At 48.3% G+C, this 21,927-nt stretch carries 20 protein-coding genes; 10 read left to right on the top strand and 10 right to left on the bottom strand.

Annotated elements, in window-relative coordinates:
* Nucleotides 1-41 precede the first annotated feature (41 nt).
* From B3Z23_RS13590 to B3Z23_RS13625, 8 genes are all read right to left on the bottom strand, one after another.
* On the bottom strand, nt 42-1,418 hold the full coding sequence (locus B3Z23_RS13590; protein WP_294910982.1) for an MFS transporter: 1,377 nt from the start codon (nt 1,416-1,418) through the stop codon (nt 42-44).
* Between the two features lie 130 nt (nt 1,419-1,548).
* A complete protein-coding gene (cyoE, locus tag B3Z23_RS13595; RefSeq protein WP_038018652.1) occupies nt 1,549-2,439 on the bottom strand; it encodes a heme o synthase in 891 nt (296 codons plus the stop codon).
* 14 nt (nt 2,440-2,453) lie between these two features.
* Nucleotides 2,454-2,783 (bottom strand): cytochrome o ubiquinol oxidase subunit IV, encoded by a 330-nt coding sequence (locus tag B3Z23_RS13600; protein WP_294910985.1) that lies wholly within the window; start codon nt 2,781-2,783, stop codon nt 2,454-2,456.
* Nucleotides 2,783-3,397, bottom strand: a complete 615-nt coding sequence (locus B3Z23_RS13605; RefSeq protein ID WP_038018657.1) for a cytochrome o ubiquinol oxidase subunit III — start codon at nt 3,395-3,397, stop codon at nt 2,783-2,785. Before B3Z23_RS13605 ends, B3Z23_RS13600 begins: the two co-directional genes overlap by 1 nt.
* Nucleotides 3,397-5,379, bottom strand: a complete 1,983-nt coding sequence (gene cyoB, locus B3Z23_RS13610; RefSeq protein ID WP_294910988.1) for a cytochrome o ubiquinol oxidase subunit I — start codon at nt 5,377-5,379, stop codon at nt 3,397-3,399. The genes B3Z23_RS13605 and cyoB overlap by 1 nt, the downstream gene beginning before the upstream one ends.
* Before the next feature lie 4 nt (nt 5,380-5,383).
* Complete coding sequence (cyoA, locus tag B3Z23_RS13615) at nt 5,384-6,310, bottom strand: cytochrome o ubiquinol oxidase subunit II (protein WP_294910990.1); 927 nt, start codon at nt 6,308-6,310, stop codon at nt 5,384-5,386.
* A 393-nt stretch (nt 6,311-6,703) separates the two neighbouring features.
* Complete coding sequence (gene ampG, locus B3Z23_RS13620; protein ID WP_294910992.1) at nt 6,704-8,173, bottom strand: muropeptide MFS transporter AmpG; 1,470 nt, start codon at nt 8,171-8,173, stop codon at nt 6,704-6,706.
* Between the two features lie 45 nt (nt 8,174-8,218).
* Nucleotides 8,219-8,797, bottom strand: coding sequence for a lipoprotein (locus B3Z23_RS13625; protein ID WP_294910994.1), 579 nt, complete (start codon nt 8,795-8,797; stop codon nt 8,219-8,221).
* Between the two features lie 274 nt (nt 8,798-9,071).
* Here B3Z23_RS13625 and bolA point away from each other — a divergent pair, with 274 nt between their 5' ends.
* The 9 genes from bolA to B3Z23_RS13670 all read left to right on the top strand — a co-directional run bounded on the left by bolA (nt 9,072) and on the right by B3Z23_RS13670 (nt 19,464).
* Nucleotides 9,072-9,386, top strand: a complete 315-nt coding sequence (gene bolA, locus B3Z23_RS13630) for a transcriptional regulator BolA (protein ID WP_294910997.1) — start codon at nt 9,072-9,074, stop codon at nt 9,384-9,386.
* A gap of 302 nt (nt 9,387-9,688) precedes the next feature.
* Nucleotides 9,689-10,993 carry a trigger factor gene (gene tig, locus B3Z23_RS13635; RefSeq protein WP_294911000.1) on the top strand — a complete coding sequence of 435 codons (1,305 nt, stop codon included), beginning with the start codon at nt 9,689-9,691 and terminating at the stop codon, nt 10,991-10,993.
* A 342-nt stretch (nt 10,994-11,335) separates the two neighbouring features.
* Complete coding sequence (gene clpP, locus B3Z23_RS13640) at nt 11,336-11,971, top strand: ATP-dependent Clp endopeptidase proteolytic subunit ClpP (RefSeq protein WP_038018682.1); 636 nt, start codon at nt 11,336-11,338, stop codon at nt 11,969-11,971.
* Nucleotides 11,972-12,098: 127 nt separating this feature from the next.
* On the top strand, nt 12,099-13,370 hold the full coding sequence (gene clpX / locus B3Z23_RS13645; protein WP_038018684.1) for an ATP-dependent protease ATP-binding subunit ClpX: 1,272 nt from the start codon (nt 12,099-12,101) through the stop codon (nt 13,368-13,370).
* 194 nt (nt 13,371-13,564) lie between these two features.
* Nucleotides 13,565-15,919, top strand: a complete 2,355-nt coding sequence (lon, locus tag B3Z23_RS13650; RefSeq protein WP_294911007.1) for an endopeptidase La — start codon at nt 13,565-13,567, stop codon at nt 15,917-15,919.
* A 189-nt stretch (nt 15,920-16,108) separates the two neighbouring features.
* Entirely contained in the window at nt 16,109-16,381 is a 273-nt protein-coding gene (gene hupB, locus B3Z23_RS13655; protein WP_087487643.1) for a nucleoid-associated protein HU-beta, read from the top strand.
* 239 nt (nt 16,382-16,620) lie between these two features.
* Nucleotides 16,621-18,492 carry a peptidylprolyl isomerase gene (gene ppiD / locus B3Z23_RS13660; protein ID WP_294911011.1) on the top strand — a complete coding sequence of 624 codons (1,872 nt, stop codon included), beginning with the start codon at nt 16,621-16,623 and terminating at the stop codon, nt 18,490-18,492.
* 137 nt (nt 18,493-18,629) lie between these two features.
* On the top strand, nt 18,630-18,962 hold the full coding sequence (locus tag B3Z23_RS13665; RefSeq protein WP_294911014.1) for a ComEA family DNA-binding protein: 333 nt from the start codon (nt 18,630-18,632) through the stop codon (nt 18,960-18,962).
* A 97-nt stretch (nt 18,963-19,059) separates the two neighbouring features.
* Nucleotides 19,060-19,464, top strand: a complete 405-nt coding sequence (locus B3Z23_RS13670; RefSeq protein ID WP_294911015.1) for an acyl-CoA thioesterase — start codon at nt 19,060-19,062, stop codon at nt 19,462-19,464.
* Between the two features lie 46 nt (nt 19,465-19,510).
* On the opposite strand, the gene queC is transcribed toward B3Z23_RS13670, so the two are convergent.
* Together queC and B3Z23_RS13680 are read right to left on the bottom strand one after the other, a co-directional pair.
* Nucleotides 19,511-20,206 carry a 7-cyano-7-deazaguanine synthase QueC gene (gene queC / locus B3Z23_RS13675; protein ID WP_294911018.1) on the bottom strand — a complete coding sequence of 232 codons (696 nt, stop codon included), beginning with the start codon at nt 20,204-20,206 and terminating at the stop codon, nt 19,511-19,513.
* A gap of 98 nt (nt 20,207-20,304) precedes the next feature.
* Nucleotides 20,305-21,342: a PLP-dependent cysteine synthase family protein gene (locus B3Z23_RS13680; RefSeq protein WP_294911022.1), complete on the bottom strand. Its 1,038-nt coding sequence runs from the start codon at nt 21,340-21,342 to the stop codon at nt 20,305-20,307.
* A 118-nt stretch (nt 21,343-21,460) separates the two neighbouring features.
* Here B3Z23_RS13680 and B3Z23_RS13685 point away from each other — a divergent pair, with 118 nt between their 5' ends.
* Nucleotides 21,461-21,922, top strand: a complete 462-nt coding sequence (locus B3Z23_RS13685; protein ID WP_294911025.1) for an Lrp/AsnC family transcriptional regulator — start codon at nt 21,461-21,463, stop codon at nt 21,920-21,922.
* The last annotated feature ends 5 nt before the right edge of the window (nt 21,923-21,927 follow it).

Genomic DNA, 21,927 nt, shown 5'->3' on the forward strand with positions numbered 1-21,927 from the left:
TCTATGAAGGCGGATTTTTACTTAGTCGGCAGGGCAGGGGATTAACTGTGTGAAGGCTGATATTCTGCCACGATAGTTTCCAGGGCTTCCCGGTTGGTCACCTTACTGTCAATTTTAACATAAATGCTTTTTTCCGCCGGGACCATCATGACTGAAGATACACCCGCCAGCGTTGCCAGCCGTTGTTCCAGCCCGTCGGCGTGTTGCAAATCACCCGAGACTAACCGCAGGCTGCTGACATAAGGGGGTTCTTTCATCGTCAGACTCACCAGCAGCCACACGACGGCTAACAGGGTTCCTGCCAGAAATACGGTCTGAGCATCAATATGGCCGAAAATCCAGCCGCCCAGGCTGCCACCAATCGCGACACCGATAAACTGGCTGGTAGAATACACACCCATGGCGGTGCCTTTATAACCGGCCGGGGATTCTTTACTGATCAGTGATGGCAGGATAGCTTCCATCAGGTTAAAGGCGAAAAAGAATATCTGAACACCCACCACCAGTGTCCAGAAATGAGTTCCGGCACCCCACAGGATAATTTCGGCAATTACCAGCAATGCCACACAACTGACGAATACCAGCTTCATCTTGCGCTTCACTTCGGCAATGATGATAAACGGCATCACTGCGGCAAAGGCAATTAACATAGTCGCCAGATACACTTTCCAGTGTTGCGATGCGGGAAAACCGGCATTTTCGAACTGGCCAGGCAAGGCAACGAAACTGGACATCAACAAGATATGCAGACACAGGATGCCGAAATTCAGCTTAAGTAGCCGTGAGTTCCCCAGCACCTTGCGAAAACTGCCCTTGACCATTCCGGACTCGCGATTTAGTACATGGTCAGTGGCTGAAGGAACGATCAGCAGGGTAATCACTATTCCCACTCCGGCGAGGATAGCAATCATCCAGAACAAGGCATGCAGCCCCAGGACATGAGTAACGATCGGGCCCAGTACCATGGCAATCGCAAAGGTCACCCCGAAGCTGATGCCGATGAAGGCCATGGCCTTAGTGCGGTTCTGTTCACGGGTTAAATCAGAAAGCAGGGCCATAACCGCTGCGGCAATCGCCCCGGAACCCTGTAAGGCACGGCCAAGAATAATGCCCCAGATTGAAGTGGTGGTGGCAGCAATGACACTGCCTAAGACAAACAGCAGCAGTCCACCGACAATCAGTGGCTTTCGCCCAATACGATCAGAAAGTAAACCGAAAGGAATTTGAAAAATTGCCTGGGCTAAACCGTAAATACCTATGGCCAAACCTATTAAAGTTTCTGAAGCTCCCTGAAGCGCCATACCGTAGGTTGTCAGCACCGGGAGAACCATAAACATGCCCAACATGCGCAGGGAAAACACTGTCCCAAGGCCCCAGGTTGCTCTCAACTCCAGGGGCGTCATTTTATTGTCGTTCATTAAGACCTCTTTTCATTTTCTGACGCTATAGTACGGGGCAGAGCAGGGCGGGTAAAATAATTGTTTTTAACCAGTGGTAACAAAAAAAGAAAAGGCGCGAAATCGCGCCTTTTTTAGCTAAACAGCAGAGTTACCAAACGTAGGTCAGGAGGTCTTTGGACGCCGGAGTCATAAAATCGACCGACATCATGACACTCAGTGCCGTGATGGCGACGATTGAAAAGACAAACAGCTTACGTGCCCAGACACGGTCGTCATTCGAGCTTTTATATCCTGAAAGCGCCATGCCCAGCCACCAGACACTCACAGCAGCAGCAACCACCAGATATTTATAGCCTGCGTAACCACCAAGTGACAGCATCAGGGTGGCTACCATAAACGCCACGATATACACGGTGATATGATTTTTAGCCACCGAAATGCCTTTCACTACCGGTAGTACCGGGATATTCGCTGCCTGATAATCCTTGAAACGGTAGATAGCAATCGCATACGAGTGCGGCATCTGCCACAGGCTAAAGATGGCTAACAGAATCAGTGCACCAGCATCAAATTCGTTGCTGACAGCACAGTAACCGATCACCGGAGGTGCAGCACCCGACAGGCTACCGATTAAGGTACCGTACACTGAATTACGCTTCATATAGAGGCTATAGATGCCGACGTATACGATGAAGCCAATCACTGACAACCACATAGCCAGTGGGTTGGCTCCAAAGTACAGCAACGCAAAGCCAGCAATACCCAATAATGTTGCATAAACCAGGCTAGTTTTCGCGGAAATGAGCCCTTTCACAAGGACCCGGTTCTTCGTTCTCTCCATTTTCCGGTCAATATCGCGGTCGATCACGTTGTTAAACACACAACCTGATGCAACCACCAGTGATACACCGACCAGTGAGGCGAGAAATAGGGTGAAATTAATGCTGCCTTTGGAGGCCAGCAGAAAACCACCTATCACAGAAATTAAATTCCCGAAAATAATTCCTGGTTTTGTGACTTGCAGGTATCGCTTAATCATTACGTATAACTCTGTTAGTGGGGCATCATGTTGTAGTTAAGGTTCCACATGATCCACAGTGAGCCAACGACAACAATCAGAATGATGACTGCTGAGAATACGATGGCCACCAGGTTCCAGCCCCCCTCTGACTTACGGTCCAGGTGCAGGAAGTAGACCAGGTGAACAATCACCTGAACCACTGCACAGATAACGACCACCGCCAGGATTGTGCTTTTTGCAGCGCTTCCTTCCATCACCATCCAGAAAGGAATACCTGTCAGGATAATGGAAAGAATAAAGCCGATAACATACGACTTCACACTACCGTGAGATGCACCATGTTCGGTTGCAGAATGACTCATTACATGGCCCCCATCAGATAAACAATGGTAAATACACAAATCCATACGACATCAAGGAAGTGCCAGAACAGGCTCAGACACATGATACGGGTACGGTTTGTCGCCGTCAGACCACGGGTTCCGACCTGGAACATCAGGACCAGCATCCAAATCAGCCCGCAGGTCACGTGCAGACCGTGGGTTCCGACTAAGGTAAAGAATGCTGACAGGAAGCCACTACGCTGTGGCCCCCAGCCTTCACTGATCAGGTGATGGAACTCATTGATTTCCATGCCGATGAAGCCGAGACCAAACAGGAAGGTTAACAGCAGCCAGCCAATAACAGCGCCTTTGTTGTTTCTGTTCATGCAGATCACGGAGAAACCATAAGTAATCGAGCTCAGCAGCAGTAACGCTGTTTCACCCAATACATAAGGCAGTTCAAAAAAGTCTTTACCTGAAGGGCCACCCGCAGTGCTGTGAACCATGACTGCATAGGTCGCAAACAGCGTTGCAAAGATAATGCAGTCACTCATCAGGTAGATCCAGAAGCCAAAGACCTTATTGGCTCCTGCATCGTGATGCCCATGCTCTGCATGGGCGCCGTGCTGTTTAGTCAGAGTTTCAGAAGACATTATTTCACACCTGCTTTGCTAAGTTCTTCAAAGTGCTTGTTTTCGATTCGCTCAATTTCTTCAACAGAGACATAGTAGTCCACGTCTTCGTCAAAGCTTTTGGCAATCCACAACACAATCATACCCAGGAAGGACAGGCCAGCCAGCCACCAGATCCACCAGATCATAGCGAAACCGAATATCGTCGCAAACAATGCAATTATCACCGGAATACCACTGTTTTTCGGCATATGAATTTCTTCATAATGCGTTGGTCTCTGGTATGCCTCACCACGTTCTTTCATTTCCCAGAAGGAATCACGTTCGTGAACGTCAGGGATAACTGCAAAGTTATAGAACGGAGGAGGGGAAGAACATGCCCAGTCCAGTGTACGCCCACCCCAAACATCGCCTGTCAGGTCACGGTTCTGATCACGGTCACGGACTGATACCCAGAACATGGTTAACTGACAGATAATCCCGATAGCAATCAGGCCAGCACCACAGGCAGCAACGACCAGCAGTGGATGGAACTGAGGATCGATATTCTGGCTCAGACGACGGGTCATCCCCATGAAGCCCAGCGCATACAGTGGCATAAAGGCAACGAAGAAACCGATAATCCAAAACCAGAAGGCACGTTTGCCCCATTTTTCGTTCAGGGTGAAACCAAAGGCTTTCGGGAACCAGTAACTGACACCCGCCATACAACCGAACACTACACCACCGATGATAACGTTATGGAAGTGAGCAATCAGGAACAGGCTGTTATGCAGTACAAAGTCAGCACCAGGAACGGCTAACAGTACCCCGGTCATACCACCTACAGAGAAGGTGACGATAAAGCCGACGGTCCACAACATAGGCGAGGTCATTTGAATACGACCCTGATACATGGTGAACAGCCAGTTAAAGATTTTAACCCCGGTCGGTATCGCGATGATCATTGTCATGATACCGAAGAAGGCGTTAACGTTGGCACCGGCACCCATCGTGAAGAAGTGGTGTAACCAAACAATAAACGACAGTACGGTAATCGCTACCGTTGCCCACACCATAGAGGTGTAACCAAACATACGTTTTTTGGCGAAGGTCGCGGTAACTTCAGAGAACACCCCAAACACCGGCAGAACCAGAATGTAAACTTCCGGATGTCCCCAGACCCATATCAGGTTGACGTACATCATCATGTTGCCGCCCATTTCGTTAGTAAAGAAATGGAAGCCCAGATAACGGTCGAGAGTCAGCAGTGCCAGGGTCACGGTTAATACCGGGAACGCAGCGATAATCAGTACGTTAGTACATAACGATGCCCAGGTGAAAATAGGCATTTTGAACATTGTCATACCCGGGGCACGCATCTTCAGAATAGTGACGAAGAAGTTGATCCCGGTGAGCGTAGTACCAATCCCGGAAAGCTGCAGACTCCATATCCAGTAGTCTACCCCGACCCCCGGACTATATTCCGCGCCTGAGAGTGGCGGGTAGGCCAGCCAGCCGGTCTGGGCAAATTCACCCACACCCAGTGACAGGTTAACCAGCACCACACCGATAGCGGTGAACCAGAAGCTCAGGTTGTTCAGGAACGGGAAGGCGACGTCACGTGCACCAATCTGTAACGGAACGGCGATGTTCATCAGACCGACCACGAACGGCATCGCTACGAAGAAAATCATAATCACGCCATGCGCGGTAAAGATTTGATCGTAGTGATGAGGTGGCAGGAAGCCGGCTTCTCCGGCAGATGCAAGCACCTGCTGGCTACGCATCATGATGGCATCGGCAAAACCACGCAACAGCATGACGAAAGCCAGAATGATATACATGATACCGAGTTTTTTATGGTCTACAGAGGTAATCCACTCCGACCACAGATACTTCCACTTACCGAAATAAGTAATGGCGGCGAGAATGGCGACGCCACCGAGTATGATCGCAGCACAGGTCACCATGACGATTGGTACGTCTAGTGGTACCGCTGCTAAGCTCAATTTTCCTAACATGGTATTATTCCCCTGCTCCGGCGGAAGCGGCATGGTCCATGTTCATGCCGTCATGCGCAGACATGTCCATTTTCCCGTCGTGTGACATAAACTTATCAACAACCTGGTTAAACAGATCAGGATTCGCAGTAGAGAAGTATTCTACCGGGTTGTCCTGGCTTGGTGCTGCCAGTTTGTTGAAGTCATCCATAGTCGTCAGCGTATTTGGTGAAGCTTTCACCTTCGCTACCCACTGCTGGAAGTCCGCATCGTCTTTAGTGGCGATGGCTTTAAATTTCATGCCAGAAAAACCAGGGCCGCTGAAGTTTGAAGAAATACCGTCAAAGGTTCCTGGTTCATTCGCAATCAGATGCAGTTTTGTCTGCATACCGGCCATGGCATAGATCTGGCTGCCAAGGGTAGGAATAAAGAAGGAGTTCATGACTGAATTTGAGGTGATTTTAAAGCTGACCGGTGTATTTGCCGGGAATGCAATCTGGTTTACAGTCGCAATTCCTTGCTCAGGATAGATAAACAGCCATTTCCAGTCCAGGGCAATAACATCAATCTCTACAGGTTTAACGTTTGAAGCGATTGGCTTACTTGGCTCGAGAGCGTGAGTCGATTTCCATGTCAGCACACCCAGGAAGATGATGATGAGAATTGGAATCGTCCAAACCACAGCTTCAATCTTATTAGAGTGCGACCAGTTAGGTGAGTATTTAGCGTTCGTATTGGATGCCCGATACTTCCAGGCGAATACGATAGCCATTAAGACTGCCGGGATAACTACCACTAACATCAAGCCGAAGGCTGTCAAAATCAGTGAACGTTGCTCCAGTGCAATCTGACCTTTAGGATTTAACAAGGCACTATCACAGCCACTTAACAGAACAGCGCCGGTGATGAGTGACAAAATCCCCAAACTTTTATTGTATTTCCTGAGTCTCATTTAACGACCTCAATGACAAAAGGCTCTATTGTCGTTTAAGTGTGGCGGCATTTTACGGGAAGGTTTATGTACTGTAAACCAACTTGAAGTTCTGTCAGTGGACTGTGTCCACATTTTTCATGGGATTTAACAAAAATTGTTGCCGATCCGAAATTATCATTCACATCAACCATTTGGCTTTATATAACTAAACGGAGATAACCCTATGAGTAATGTTCCTTATTGCTATAACTACCCTATGTCATTATCAAAAAATTAACATTTAGTTATCTTCTGCTCATCATATTAACCCGGGTTAAACATTCCGGCGGCAGTGGTTCAGAGAAATTGTTAAGAACAATCATTAAATGCTAAATGAAAAAAAATCCTCATCAGTTAAAAAAATGTTGAAAATTATCTTTCCTGTCTCAGGCTCAGGCAGTCGAGAAAGACACCCAAAAGCACTGCACAAATCAGAACCACCATTCCAGCTTCAAACAGCGGTACATCCCGGAAACCTTCTGTTAGCCAATGCATTGCACTCAGGGTAAGTGTAGCCAGCCAGGCGAAAAGTACCAGGCAACCGGCGAGGAAAATACGAAATGCCCAGCGATAAGCCAGAGCAAAATGGTGGCGTTGGATGAACTGTCCTGTCACGGCAGGTACCAGATTGTGGCGACTGATAAACAGCAGCAACAGACCAGGTATTCCGGCAAAAACGCTGAAAGCATAAAAACCCGGCCATCCCCACAACTCAACCAGCCATCCGGCAGCAGGACCTACATAGACCCGACCTACGGCAGAGAGTGCAGACAGCAGAGCAAACTGCGTTGCTGAAAATGAAGAGTTACACAGCGCCATCAGTAGTGCGACAAAGGCTGCAGTGCCCATACCACCACACAGGTTTTCGATAAACACCGCACTGGCCATACTCCACAAATGTACACTGGTGACAGTCAGCAGCCAGTACGCAAGATTCGAAAGCGTTTGTAAAATACCGAACCACAGCAGTGCGCGGAATAAACTCAGCCTCTGCATCAGGACACCGCCGTACAGTGCACCAATAATAGTGGCCAGCAGACCGAGCGATTTATTCACCAGCCCGACATCGCCCGGGTTAAATCCCAGTCCGCGAATTAAAAAGGTGGTGGTCAGGGCTCCGGCGAATGCATCACCCAGCTTATAAAGGATAATCAGGGTAATCATCAGCCAGGCATTGTTGCGACCGAAAAAGTCTAACAGAGGAGAAACTACCGCCTGGCGCAAGGTGAGAGGAGGAGTGACTGGTCCGGCAGGATTCTTTGCCAGCAACGTCCCAACAATGCCAGGCAGCATCAGAATTGCCATCAGGGCGTAGGTGGCATTCCATCCCAGATAGCGGTCTGCCAGCCACAAGGCCAGGCCGCCCGAAACCATCATTGCCAGCCGGTAACCCAATACGGTGATGGCCGCACCGCTGCCTCGTTGTTCAGCAGGTAACACATCGGTTTTCCATGCATCAAAAACAATATCCTGTGAGGCAGAGCAAAAGGCAACCAGAACCGCCAACAGTGCCAGCAAAGTAAGATGCCCGGCAGGCTGGACAAGACTCATTCCGACAATTGCGAGGATTAAAGCGCATTGCGTCAACAGCAGCCATCCACGACGGCGGCCCAACAGAGGCGGGGAATAACGGTCCATAAACGGCGACCAGAGGAACTTGAAAACATAGGCCTGTCCGACCAGAGAGAAAATCCCGATAGTTTTTAAATCGATATTTTCAACGGTCATCCAGGCCTGAAGTGTCCCGGAGGTCAGAGCCAGTGGCAGGCCTGAAGAGAACCCCAGCAACAACAGAACGGCAAAATTACGCTGGGTGAAAATCTTTAAATAGTCTGAACGCATGGCATCCTGGCTGCACGAAGAAAATTCATGCAGCCATCATAGCATTCAGTGGGAGTTTTGTTTAATGAAGTCGTTAATGCTGGTATCCGCAGCCATATCAGAAATAACATCACCCAGGGTAGAGTTAACCGCTTTGGTAATTTTATCGTTGTTGGCTGTGAATGGGCCTTCAACGCTGTAGGTCTGACGGTAGGTCTTCATCTGTTTGTTACCATTTTTTGCGGTAGCAGTGATAGAGACATCAGCATTCGTGGTGATGCTGTAACGCAGGTTACCCTGGGTCACGTCGGCATACAGTTTATTGACCACTATCTGCAGGTCTACCGCGCCGTTAGGGCCAATCATATAACCCCGGGCCGCCATCTGCTTCTCGAGTACTTCCTGCAACAGAAAACGCAGATCGCGGGATGGCGTCAGGGTGACCAACTGGTTATCGCGGGTGACCTGGGCCAATGCCTGACTGCTTCGCTGGTCGGCACCGTTAATGCTGACAGTCACACCCATCAGACTTGGGTCCTGCTGAGGTAATGTTATCTTTGGCGTCACATCGAGGGTATTACTGCTGGTTGCACAACCAGCCAGGGCAAACGCAGCCAGCAGAGGAAAGATTGCTCTTTTTAACATACACATTTTCTCATCACATGATAAAAACAGTGGGGCCGCAATGGCCGCAATCAGGGACTTTTTTGCGGCGGTCTGGGCGGGTTAGTGGCTAAATCTAAAAAAGTCTCTGGATTTCAGCAGCTAACTCATCCATAGTCCGGACATCGCGCGAAGCTATCATGCGCAATTGGTTATAAAATAGCACGTTTTTTTTTGTGCTTTCACACTGTAATAATGAAAAACAAACTAGTATTGATTAAAAGGGCAGCGCGCTCGCCAGTCAGGAGTGTCAAAAATGATTCGTGAACAGATAGAAGATAAGTTGCGTGACGAATTTCATCCGCTGCATCTGGAGGTGCAGGATGAAAGCTACCGTCACAACGTACCTGCCGGTTCTGAGAGTCACTTCAAGGTGGTGATTGTGACTGACCGGTTCCATGGGCAACGTTTTCTGGCCCGCCACCGTGCGATTTATAGTGTTCTGACCGAAGAACTGGCCGGGCCGGTGCATGCCCTGGCTCTGCATACCTATACCGCCACTGAATGGCAGGGATTGCAGGATACTGTGCCTGCGTCACCTGATTGCCGCGGGGCAGGATTACAGGTATAAACCTGAAATTCTCAATATAAAAAATGAATAATGACGGCCGGCAGGCCGTTTTTTTTGAAAAAAAACCAGCAACAGGTCAAAAAGCCGTAATATCGTAGGTTTCGTCTGCATGTGGCTTCTCGACTCATTCAACCGATGCCGCTATAATGCTGCGTCTATTTTTCCGGAATGTCTTCGGGACGCTTCTGGTAACAGGGATCGGAGTTTTCTTCACGGAAGCCGTCCCGGTTGTTAGATGGCGCGTATTGTTTAATGCGTGATGTCTGAAGTTGACCGAGCACGTGATTTTTTGAGGTAACAAGATGCAAGTTTCAGTTGAAACCACACAGGGCCTTGGCCGTCGCATTACCATCACTGTCGCTGCTGACAGCATTGAGACTGCGGTGAAGAAAGAGCTGGTAGAGGTAGCTAAGAAAGTCCGTATCGATGGTTTCCGTAAAGGCAAAGTGCCTAAGAACATCATTGAACAGCGCTATGGTGCATCTGTACGTCAGGATGTACTGGGTGAACTGATGTCCCGCAACTTCATTGATGCGATCATCAAAGAAAAAATTAATCCGGCGGGCGCACCTAAATATATTCCTGGTGAGTACAAGCTGGGTGAAGACTTCACTTACTCTGTTGAGTTTGAAGTGTATCCGGAAATTGAACTGAAAGGTCTGGAAACTATCGAGGTTGAAAAACCTGTCGCTGAAGTGAAAGACGAAGACGTTGATGCCATGCTGGATACCCTGCGCAAGCAGCAGGCTGACTGGAAAGAAACCGATGCCGCAGTGACTGCAGAAGATCGTGTCACTATCGATTTCTCAGGCTCTGTGGACGGCGAAGAGTTTGAGGGCGGTAAATCTTCTGACTTCGTACTGGCAATGGGTCAGGGCCGTATGATCCCTGGCTTCGAAGAAGGTCTGGTAGGCCACAAAGCCGGTGAAGAGTTCACCATCGATGTCAAATTCCCTGAAGAGTACCATGCCGAAACTCTGAAAGGTAAAGAGGCTAAGTTCGACATTGTTCTGAAAAAAGTAGAACAGCGTGAACTGCCAGAATTCACTGAAGAGTTCGTGAAGCGTTTTGGTGTGGCTGATGGTTCTGTTGCAGGTCTGCGTACTGAAGTACGTAAGAACATGGAACGTGAACTGAAAGGTGCGGTACGTAACAGCATTAAAACTCAGACTATCGATGGTCTGATCAATGCTAACGATATCGATGTTCCTGCTGCACTGATCGACAGCGAAATCGATGTTCTGCGCCGTCAGGCGGCACAGCGTTTTGGTGGTAACGAAAAACAGGCACTGGAACTGCCACGTGAACTGTTTGAAGAACAAGCGAAACGTCGTGTCGTGGTGGGTCTGCTGCTGGGCGAAGTTATCCGTACCAGTGAGCTGAAAGCTGACGAAGACCGCGTGAAAGGTCTGATCGAAGAAATGGCTTCTGCGTATGAAGATCCTCAGGAAGTGATCGAGTTCTACAGCAAAAATAACGAGCTGATGAACAACATGCGTAATGTTGCACTGGAAGAGCAGGCTGTTGACTTGCTGCTGGAAAAAGCCAAAGTGACTGAAAAAGCGGCTAACTTCCAGGATCTGATGAATCAGGGTCAGATGGCTTAAGTCATTTTTGATCCGTTCTGATGTAAAGCCCGTGATCAAAATGATCACGGGCTTTTTTTCTTTAGATGCAAAAAAACGGTAGCGCTCTGTGCTTTTTGTCGGATTATCATGGATTAACCGGTCGGTTATCAGGTAATCTCTGGTGTAATATTCGCGAAATATCAAAAGATTGTTATGCTTGAAATACCGGTAGTTATCCCTCATATAGGGGAATGTGATAAGAGACTGACTGATTAACCGTCCTGACGTTGTCGGAAGGAGGCAGGCTTCGTGGATTCGTAGCTTTCCTAACGTAAAAATCGGTACAGAGTGTTACCAATGTAATTAATTCAGGAGACGGTTATGTCATACAGTAGCGAACGTGAAATGCTGGCCTCACAAATGGCATCACAGATGGCGTTAGTGCCTATGGTGGTGGAGCAGACTTCTCGTGGAGAGCGTTCTTACGACATTTTTTCCCGCTTACTTAAAGAGCGTGTGATTTTTCTGACCGGACAGGTTGAAGACCAGATGGCCAACCTGATTGTCGCACAAATGCTGTTTTTAGAAGCTGAAAATCCTGAGAAAGATATTTATCTGTACATCAACTCACCTGGTGGGGTCATCACTGCGGGGATGTCAATTTATGACACTATGCAGTTTATTAAACCCGATGTCAGCACCATTTGTATGGGTCAGGCGTGTTCAATGGGGTCTTTCCTGTTAACTGCCGGTACTGAGGGCAAACGTTTCTGCCTGCCAAACTCCCGGGTGATGATCCATCAGCCATTAGGCGGCTTCCAGGGACAGGCGACCGATATTGAAATTCATGCCCGCGAAATTCTGAAAGTGAAGCAGCGGATGAACGAATTAATGGCTAAACATACCGGCAAACCGCTGGAACAGATTGAGCAGGACACTGAACGTGATCGTTTCCTCTCGGCAGCAGAAGCGGTAGAGTATGGTTTAGTTGACTCTATTCTGACGCAGCGTAAATAAGACTATTTGCTACACTGCACAAATGTAAGGATGTGCAGTCAGAAGAAGTGAATAGTACATTGACGATGTCAACCTGTAGTACAATGACTGGCGCTGCAGGTTGCCGAAACTATTAAAGAGGTTACTGATGACAGAGAAGCGCAAAGACGGTTCAGGTAAGTTGCTGTACTGCTCTTTTTGCGGCAAGAGCCAGCATGAAGTGCGTAAACTGATTGCCGGTCCGTCAGTGTATATCTGTGATGAATGTGTTGATTTATGCAATGACATCATCCGCGAAGAGATTAAAGAAGTCGCGCCTCATCGTGAACGTAGTGCATTGCCTACACCACATGAAATCCGCGTTCATCTCGACGATTACGTGATTGGCCAGGAAAAAGCCAAAAAAGTACTGTCGGTAGCGGTGTATAACCACTACAAACGCTTACGTAATGGTGATACCAGCAACGGTGTTGAACTGGGTAAAAGTAATATCCTGCTGATCGGTCCGACCGGTAGCGGGAAAACATTACTGGCCGAAACTCTGGCCCGGTTGCTGGATGTTCCATTTACTATGGCAGACGCGACCACACTGACTGAAGCCGGTTATGTGGGCGAAGATGTTGAAAATATTATCCAGAAGCTGTTGCAGAAATGTGACTATGATGTCCAGAAAGCCCAGCGTGGAATTGTCTATATTGACGAAATTGATAAAATTTCACGCAAGTCTGACAACCCGTCGATTACCCGTGATGTTTCCGGTGAAGGTGTACAGCAGGCTTTACTGAAACTGATCGAAGGTACAGTAGCTGCTGTCCCCCCTCAGGGCGGGCGTAAACATCCGCAACAGGAATTTTTACAGGTTGATACCTCGAAAATTCTGTTTATCTGCGGGGGCGCATTTGCCGGTCTGGATAAAGTGATTGCTCAGCGTGTTGAAACCGGCTCTGGTATTGGCTTTGGCGCCACCGTGAAAGATAAATCTCAGAAAGCAACCGAAGGGCAGTTACTGTCTCAGGTTGAGCCTGAAGATCTGATCAAATTTGGGTTAATTCCTGAATTTATCGGTCGTTTGCCGGTGGTCGCCACGCTGAATGAATTAAGTGAAGAAGCATTAATTCAGATACTGCGGGAACCTAAAAACGCACTGACTAAACAATATCAGGCATTGTTCCACCTGGAAGGGGCTGAACTGGAGTTCCGTGAGGAAGCCTTGACTGCAATCGCTAAAAAAGCGATGGCCCGTAAAACCGGTGCCCGTGGATTGCGTTCAATCGTGGAAGCCGCGTTGCTGGATACCATGTACGACCTGCCTTCAATGGAGGGGATTGAGAAAGTCGTCATTGATGATTCCGTCATTGATGGTCAGTCTGAACCCCTGTTGATTTATGGAAAACAGGAAGCTCAGGCTTCTGGCGAATAAATCGACAAAATCTGCAGGTTATTAGCAAATAAAGGGGAAATTGTTTCCCCTTTTATTTTTTCTCGCATTTATGACATTGAATGTCGTGTCATCATCCCCATATACTCAATAACCTTTGGGCCTGAAGTACCCTGGCTGTGAAAAAGGGTGGCTGAGCCCATCACCTGGCGGAAATTAAACTAAGAGAGAGCTCTATGAATTCTGAGCGTTCCGAACGCATTGAAATCCCCGTATTGCCGTTACGCGATGTGGTGGTTTATCCGCACATGGTTATTCCGTTGTTTGTCGGACGCGAGAAGTCGATTCGCTGTCTGGAAGCAGCAATGGACAACGATAAGAAGATCCTGCTGGTCGCTCAAAAAGAAGCATCTACCGATGAGCCTGGTGTGAATGATCTTTTTTCTGTCGGTACAGTTGCTTCCGTGCTGCAAATGCTGAAACTTCCTGACGGTACTGTCAAAGTACTGGTGGAAGGCTTGCAGCGTGCGCGCATCGACACCCTTGCGGATAACGGTGAACATTTTGTCGCCCGCGCTGAGTATCTCTCCTCTGCTGAAATTGAAGAGCGTGAGCAGGAAGTGCTGGTGCGTACAGCGGTTAACCAGTTTGAAGGCTACATCAAGCTAAATAAAAAGATTCCTCCAGAGGTGCTGACATCACTGAATAATATTGATGATGCCGCACGTCTGGCCGACACCATCGCTGCGCATATGCCACTGAAGCTGGCTGATAAGCAGTCTGTGCTGGAAATGACAGACATCAATGAGCGTCTTGAATATCTGATGGCCATGATGGAATCTGAAATCGACTTATTGCAGGTTGAAAAGCGGATTCGTAATCGTGTCAAAAAGCAGATGGAGAAGAGTCAGCGTGAGTATTATCTGAATGAGCAGATGAAGGCCATTCAGAAAGAACTCGGCGAAATGGATGATGCTCCTGACGAATTTGAAGCGCTAAAGCAGAAAATTGAAGCGGCTAAAATGCCAAAAGAGGCGAAAGAAAAAACCGAAGCCGAACTGCAAAAGCTGAAAATGATGTCGCCAATGTCGGCGGAAGCCACCGTAGTCCGTGGCTATATCGACTGGATGGTGCAGGTGCCATGGAACAGTCGTAGTAAGGTAAAAAAAGACCTGACTAAAGCCCAGGAAACGCTGGATACCGACCATTACGGGCTGGACAGAGTTAAAGACCGTATTCTGGAATATTTAGCGGTTCAGAGTCGTGTCAACAAGATTAAAGGGCCAATCCTGTGCCTGGTAGGACCTCCGGGTGTGGGTAAAACTTCTCTGGGGCAGTCAATCGCCAAAGCGACCGGGCGCCAGTATGTTCGTATGGCGTTAGGCGGCGTGCGTGATGAGGCAGAAATCAGAGGTCACCGCCGGACTTATATAGGTTCTATGCCTGGTAAACTTATCCAGAAGATGGCTAAAGTTGGCGTGAAGAACCCTCTTTTCCTGTTGGACGAAATTGACAAGATGTCTTCGGATATGCGTGGTGACCCGGCTTCTGCATTGCTGGAAGTGCTGGATCCTGAGCAGAATATCGCGTTTAACGATCACTATCTGGAAGTCGATTATGATCTCTCCGATGTGATGTTTGTCGCCACATCTAACTCGATGAATATTCCTGCTCCGTTACTGGATCGTATGGAAGTGATTCGTTTGTCGGGTTATACCGAAGATGAAAAACTGAATATTGCTAAGCAACATTTACTTCCGAAACAAATCGAACGCAATGCACTGAAGCCAAAAGAGATTACGGTTGATGACAGTGCGCTGATGGGGATCATTCGTTACTATACCCGGGAAGCCGGGGTACGTAGCCTGGAACGTGAACTGTCGAAGCTGTGTCGTAAAGCAGTGAAAGCACTGTTGTTGGATAAAAAGAAAAAGCATATTGCTATCACCGGTGACAATCTGAAAGATTACCTCGGGGTACAACGGTTTGATTATGGCCGTGCTGATGACCAGAACCGGATTGGTGAAGTTACCGGACTGGCCTGGACCGAAGTCGGGGGTGATCTGCTGACCATCGAGACGGCCAGCGTTCCCGGAAAAGGGAAACTGACCTATACCGGTTCACTGGGTGAAGTGATGCAGGAATCTATTCAGGCGGCGATGACCGTGGTTCGTGCCAGAGCAGATAAGCTGGGTATTAACAGCGACTTCTACGAAAAACGTGATATTCACGTGCATGTGCCAGAAGGTGCAACGCCAAAAGATGGGCCGAGTGCGGGTATAGCGATGTGTACCGCACTGGTATCAGCCTTAACCGGTAATCCTGTCAGGGCAGATGTGGCGATGACCGGAGAAATTACTCTGCGTGGTCAGGTACTACCGATTGGTGGTCTGAAAGAGAAATTACTGGCAGCCCATCGTGGCGGTATCAAAACGGTACTGATCCCGGATGAAAATAAACGTGATCTGGAAGAAATTCCGGATAACGTGATTGCTGACCTGAAGATTTATCCGGTAAAACGTATTGAAGAAGTCCTGAAGCTGGCGTTGGAACACGCACCGGAAGGCTTTGAAGTGGTAGCAGCAAAATAAGCTTATCGTACAGGGAAGGTCATTGCTGTCGGGAAATCGCGCAATGACTCCTTTGTTTCTTCTGATATAGCATCGGCAGAAATTCAGAGTAATACCGTTGTGTATACCCGGGATGCTTGCTATAACAGGCTGTTCTTTGTCTGCAGAGCGTTCTGTCGATAAAGTGAAAAAATAAAAGGGGATGATAGAGTGAATAAATCACAGTTGATCGACAAAATTGCTGCGAGCGCGGATATTTCGAAAGCAGCAGCCGGACGTGTTTTAGATGCATTTATGGGTGCGGTGACGGATTCACTGAAAGAGGGTGATGATGTTGCTTTAGTTGGTTTTGGTACCTTCTCAGTGCGTGAACGTGCTGAGCGTACCGGCCGCAACCCACAGACCGGAAAAGAAATCACTATCCCGGCAGGTAAAGTCCCTGGTTTTCGTGCCGGTAAAGCACTGAAAGACTCTGTTAATTAATAGTATTTAACCATCTGAAAGGATTTTCTTTGATGGATTGAGGACTGTACACTCGTTCTCATGTAACATACAGGCACATCATGGTGATGTGCCTTTTTTTATGCCGTCCGGCGGCAAATTTAAGACATTACATCACCAGACACGAACGGAAATCATCAGCATTGTAGTCTGACTGGTTTTTGAGTTGAACGGCGACGGTAAAGCGTCATATTTATACTACAGCGGAGTGTTGCCATACCATGATGGACAATTTACGCACGGCCTCTAGCCACATCGTGCTGAAGATTATACTGGGACTGATCATTGTTTCATTCGTGCTGACCGGCGTGGGTAACTATTTGATTGGTGGTAATAATGATTATGCTGCCAAAGTCAACGGTGTCACTATCAGCAGTGCAGATCTGCAAAATGCATTCAGTAATGAACGTGCCCGTCAGCAACAACAGTTAGGTGCGCAGTATTCACAACTGGCAGGGACTGACAGCTTTATTCAACAGATGCGTCAGCAGGCGATGTCCGATCTGATCGATCAGGAGTTACTGCGACAGTATGTTAAATCGTTGGGGCTGGATGTCACTAACGACCAGATTAAAGAAGATATTTTTTCTCAGCAACCTTTCCAGACTAATGGTCATTTTGATAATGCCCGTTTTACCAGCCTGTTGAGTAACATGGGTTTCACCCCGGATCAATATGCTGCGGCGTTGCGTAAAAGCCTGAGTACCGGTCAACTGGTCAATGGCGTCAGCAATACTGATTTCATGCTACCTTATGAAACTCAGCAACTGGTCAGCCTGTTAGCCCAGAACCGCGATATCCGGGAAGCTGTGATCAATACTGATGCTCTGGCTGCGAAGCAGACCGTGACTGATGATGAAATCAACAGCTATTACCAGCAGCATAAAGACAGCTTCCTGGCGCCAGAACAATTTCGTGTCAGCTATATTAAGCTGGACGCTGCCAGCCTGCAGAAAACCCCGACGCAGCAACAGGTACAGGCCTGGTATGACAGCCATAAAAGCGACTATACCACCCCACAACGTACCCGTTACAGCGTGATTCAGGTGAAAACTGAGGCCGATGCCAATGCGATACTGGCACAGCTGAAACAAGGGGCTGATTTTGCTACCCTGGCAAAAACAAAATCTATCGACCCAATTTCAGCCCGTAAGGGGGGAGATATGGGCTGGCTGGAACCTGAAACACTTCCTGACGAACTGAAAAATGCCGGACTGACCACTAAAGGCCAACTGTCTGGTGTGATCAAGAGCTCTGTAGGTTTTCTGATTGCACGTCTGGATGATATTCAGCCTCAACAGGTTAAACCACTGTCTGATGTTTACGCGACCGTTGCACAAAGCGCTGAACAGGATGCTGCGGTCAGCGATTTCTATAAACTGCAACAGAAAGTCAGTGATGCTGCCAGCAACAATAACGCTTCCCTGGCGGGAGCTGAAAGCGCAGCCGGAGTCAAAGCGGTTGAAACGCCTTGGTTTACCCGGGATTCATTACCAGCAGATCTGAATTTTGACCAGGTCAAACAGGTGATACTGGGCGGGACCTTGTTGGGAAGTAATGGTGCGCCGGGCAATAACTCCGACATTATCACCGTAGATGGTGACAGAGCATTTGTACTGCGTATCAGCGATCATAAGCCGGAGTCCACCAAGCCGCTGGCGGAGGTTAAAGATCAGATTACCGCTGCCATTAAGCATGATAAAGCGTTGCAACAGGCTCGTAATCAGGCAAACACCCTAGTGGCTCAACTGAAGCAGGGTAAAACCACTGATTTTGATGCAGCAGGCCTGAAATTTGGTGTAACAGAAACTCTGCAACGTAACAGCCCGAATGCTGTCACTGAAACTGTCTATGAGTTACCTCAACCGCAGGCAGGCAAGCCTTCCTACGGTATCGGAGAAGACGGTCAGGGCAATATTGTTATTCTGTCACTGGATAAGGTCACCGAAGGAACCCTGCCGCAAGCTCAGGTGAGTTCGATGAAAACCGGCGTGGCACAGAACAATGCCCAGCTGGCATTTGCAGCCTTACTGCAGAACCTGCGACAGAACGCCAAAATCAAATATGGCGCGGCTGCGCAACAGGTTCAGTGACGTACCTCAGATAAAACTGTAATGTTGTAATCAGAAAGGCTGCCTTGTGCAGCCTTTCTGCTTTTTAATCACTGCCTCAATCCTCCCCGACAAATCTCTGTCATGCTGCTCCTGAATTCAAACAGGGAGAATTAACTATGCAATCGGGAATCTCACACACTTTACGTCTGACACTTTTATTACTAATCACCGGCGGTCTGTTGCCACTTGAAGCCTCAGGAAATGAGGCTCCACCGACAGAGCTCAACCAGCCCGCTGCTGTAACCCGGGTGTCAGAGAAGGTGAGTATCAATCAGGGCACAGCAGAAATGCTGGCCGGGGCCATGAACGGTGTAGGTCTGAAGAAAGCTCGTTCAATCGTTGAATATCGGGAACAATATGGTCCGTTCACCTCGTTGGAACAGCTGGCTGAAGTCCCGGGGTTTGGCAGAGCGCTGGTTGAAAGGAATCTTTCCCGGCTGAAATTGTGAATTGAATATCATATTTGTGTTTTGTTCAGGTGGTGGTGAGTGGAATTTGCCAGAATGTAGTGGTCATACCAGTTACTGCTACCGGAGAGTGTCGCTCATGACCACATTGATTAAAGTTCGCGGTTATCATCTGGATGTTTATCAGCATGTGAATAATGCCCGTTACCTGGAGTTTCTGGAAGAAGCGCGCTGGGAATGGCTGGACAGAAGTGGTGTTGCAGACTGGTTAACCCAACAACATCTGGGATTTATCGCGGTGAATATCAATATTAATTACCGGCGGGCCGCAAAACTGGGGGATTGTCTGGAAGTGACCTGTCGGATGGCGGAAATTTCAGAAAGGAGCGCAGTGATGGAACAAAAGGTGACCCATAGCGGCGAAGGAACTCTGGTGGCTGATGCTCGTATTACCTTTGTCTGTCTGGATTTAAAACAGCAGAAAAGTGTGCCGGTGAGCGGAGAAATAAAAACTTTTCTGGAGATGATCAATCAACAAGCCTAAGGTCAGAACATCCAGAGCAACTCTATTGTGTTGCTCTGGACCACTGTTAACTCAGACCGGTTTTACTTTTCATAGCATCCATGACTGCCTTTGGGGCTTGCTGATATTCTGCCAGCCCTTTGGCCCGCAGGTGGCATGCTGCACACTCGCCGCATCCGTCGCCCTGTACCCCGTTATAGCAGGTCAGCGTTGAGTTTCGAATCAAAGGCAGTTGTTGCCAGTAGTCGGCCAATGCCCAGGTTTCGGCCTTGTTCAGCCACATTAATGGCGTTTCAAAACGGACTTCCCGCGCCATACCCAGCTGAACGGCTGAATTAAGTGCTTTAACGAAATCGTCCCGGCAATCCGGATAACCGGAGAAATCTGTTTCACACACCCCGGTGATCACAGCTTCAGCATTCACCTGATATGCATAAATTGAAGCCAGTGTCAGGAACAGAATATTTCTGCCCGGGACAAAGGTGCTAGGCAAACCATTACCGTCAGGGTCATAGGCTGGTACCGGAATGTTATCACGGGTCAGGCTACTGATTGCCAGTTCATTCAGCAGTGTGACATCCAGTACTTTATGCGCACGTGCGCCCAATTGCTGGCTTAATTTACGGGCAACCTCGATTTCCTGACGATGGCGCTGGCCATAATCAAAAGTGACGCAGTGCACTTCATCATACTGGTTAAGGGCCTGTATCAGGCAGGTGGTTGAGTCCTGGCCACCACTAAAAACAACTACTGCACTTTTCATTATCTTTATTCCTGTCAACATTCAGCGGTATGTTAACGCCTGGCAGCTAAAAGGACAAAATTACGTGGCACAGGATCCCTGTGAAATTGATCAATTTGTCAGAAATCCAGTTCTGCCTGCCACGGGGTAATATCGCCAATATTTTCAGACACCCATTGCGAATTATAGTAAGTATCAGGATAGCGTTCACCACTGTCACAGATCAGTGAAACCAGCGCACCTTGTTGTCCGCGCGCTTTCATCTTTCTGGCTGTATGAATCATTCCGTAAAAATTAGTTCCTGTCGAAGCTCCAACCCGACGGCCAAGTATTTTTTCCAGCGAATACATTGCCGCGAGTGAAGCACCATCAGGGACTTTTAACATTCTGTCAACGACATCGGGTAAAAAAGAGGGTTCCACACGCGGGCGGCCAATGCCTTCAATCCGGCTACCTGTCTGACAGGTAAGGGTTTTATCGCCCTGCTGCCAGTAATCATAAAAGACGGAATTGTCAGGGTCGGTGACCATTAACTCAGTCTCATATCCGCGATAGCGGATATAGCGACCCAGGGTCGCGGTGGTGCCGCCGGTACCGGCACTCATGATTATGCTGGCGGGAACGGGGCAGGGCTCATCCTGCATTTGTCGGAAGATGCTGTCAGCAATATTGTTATTACCCCGCCAGTCAGTCGCTCTTTCGGCATAGGTAAACTGATCCATATAATGCCCGCCTGATTCTTTTGCCAGCAGGGCTGACTCCTGGTAAATCATTGCAGACGTTTCAGTAAAATGGCATTGACCACCATAGAAGTTGATCTGTTCTATTTTTCTTCGGGTGGTTGCCGCCGGCATTACCGCAATGAAAGGCAGACCGAGCAAACGGGCAAAATAAGCTTCCGAGACTGCGGTACTACCGGAAGAAGATTCTATCACCGTAGTGTGGCGGGTTATCCAACCGTTGCTCAGTCCATAGAGGAAAAGTGAGCGTGCCAGACGATGCTTCAGGCTACCGCTTGGATGAGTACTTTCGTCTTTGAGATAAAAACAGATGCCGGGAAATTCGCGCAGGGTAAAACGAATCAAATGGGTATCCGCTGAACGGCGAAAATCTGCATTAATTTCGTTGATTGCGTCGCGAACCCATTGGTCGGCCATAACAAAAATCTCCTGTGAGTGGCAAAAAAACAGCATAAAGCACCCTGCGGAAAATAAACTGATTAAATATCCGTTATTATGGCATCCTAAGAGAAAAATATTCTCCTGAGAGGTCAGCATGATAGATAAAACAGACCGTAAACTCCTGTCGCTATTGCAGGAGGACAGTACTTTGTCACTGCAGGCACTGGCGGATTCAGTCAATCTGACATCGACCCCTTGCTGGAAACGTCTGAAAAAGCTTGAAGATAACGGGATTATCCGTGGACGGGTGACGTTACTGGATGCAGAAAAACTGGGGTTAACCCTGACAGCTTTTATGTTTATTAAAACACATCAGCACAGCAAACAGTGGTATCAGAGTTTTGCAGCACTGATTGATGACCTGCCCCAGGTCATGGGATGCTTCAGGATGTCAGGAGAATATGATTACCTGCTGCGCATTCAGGTGGCTGATATGAAGGCCTATGATGCACTCTATAAAAAGCTGGTAGAAGGTATTTCCGGATTAACGGAAATCACTTCCAGTTTTGCGATGGAAGAAATAAAAAATACTACTGCCATTCCACTGAACGTATAACCCCA

Origin of the sequence: Tatumella sp. UBA2305 (genome assembly GCF_002345795.1) — a bacterium.
Classification (GTDB): Bacteria; Pseudomonadota; Gammaproteobacteria; order Enterobacterales; family Enterobacteriaceae; genus Tatumella; species Tatumella morbirosei.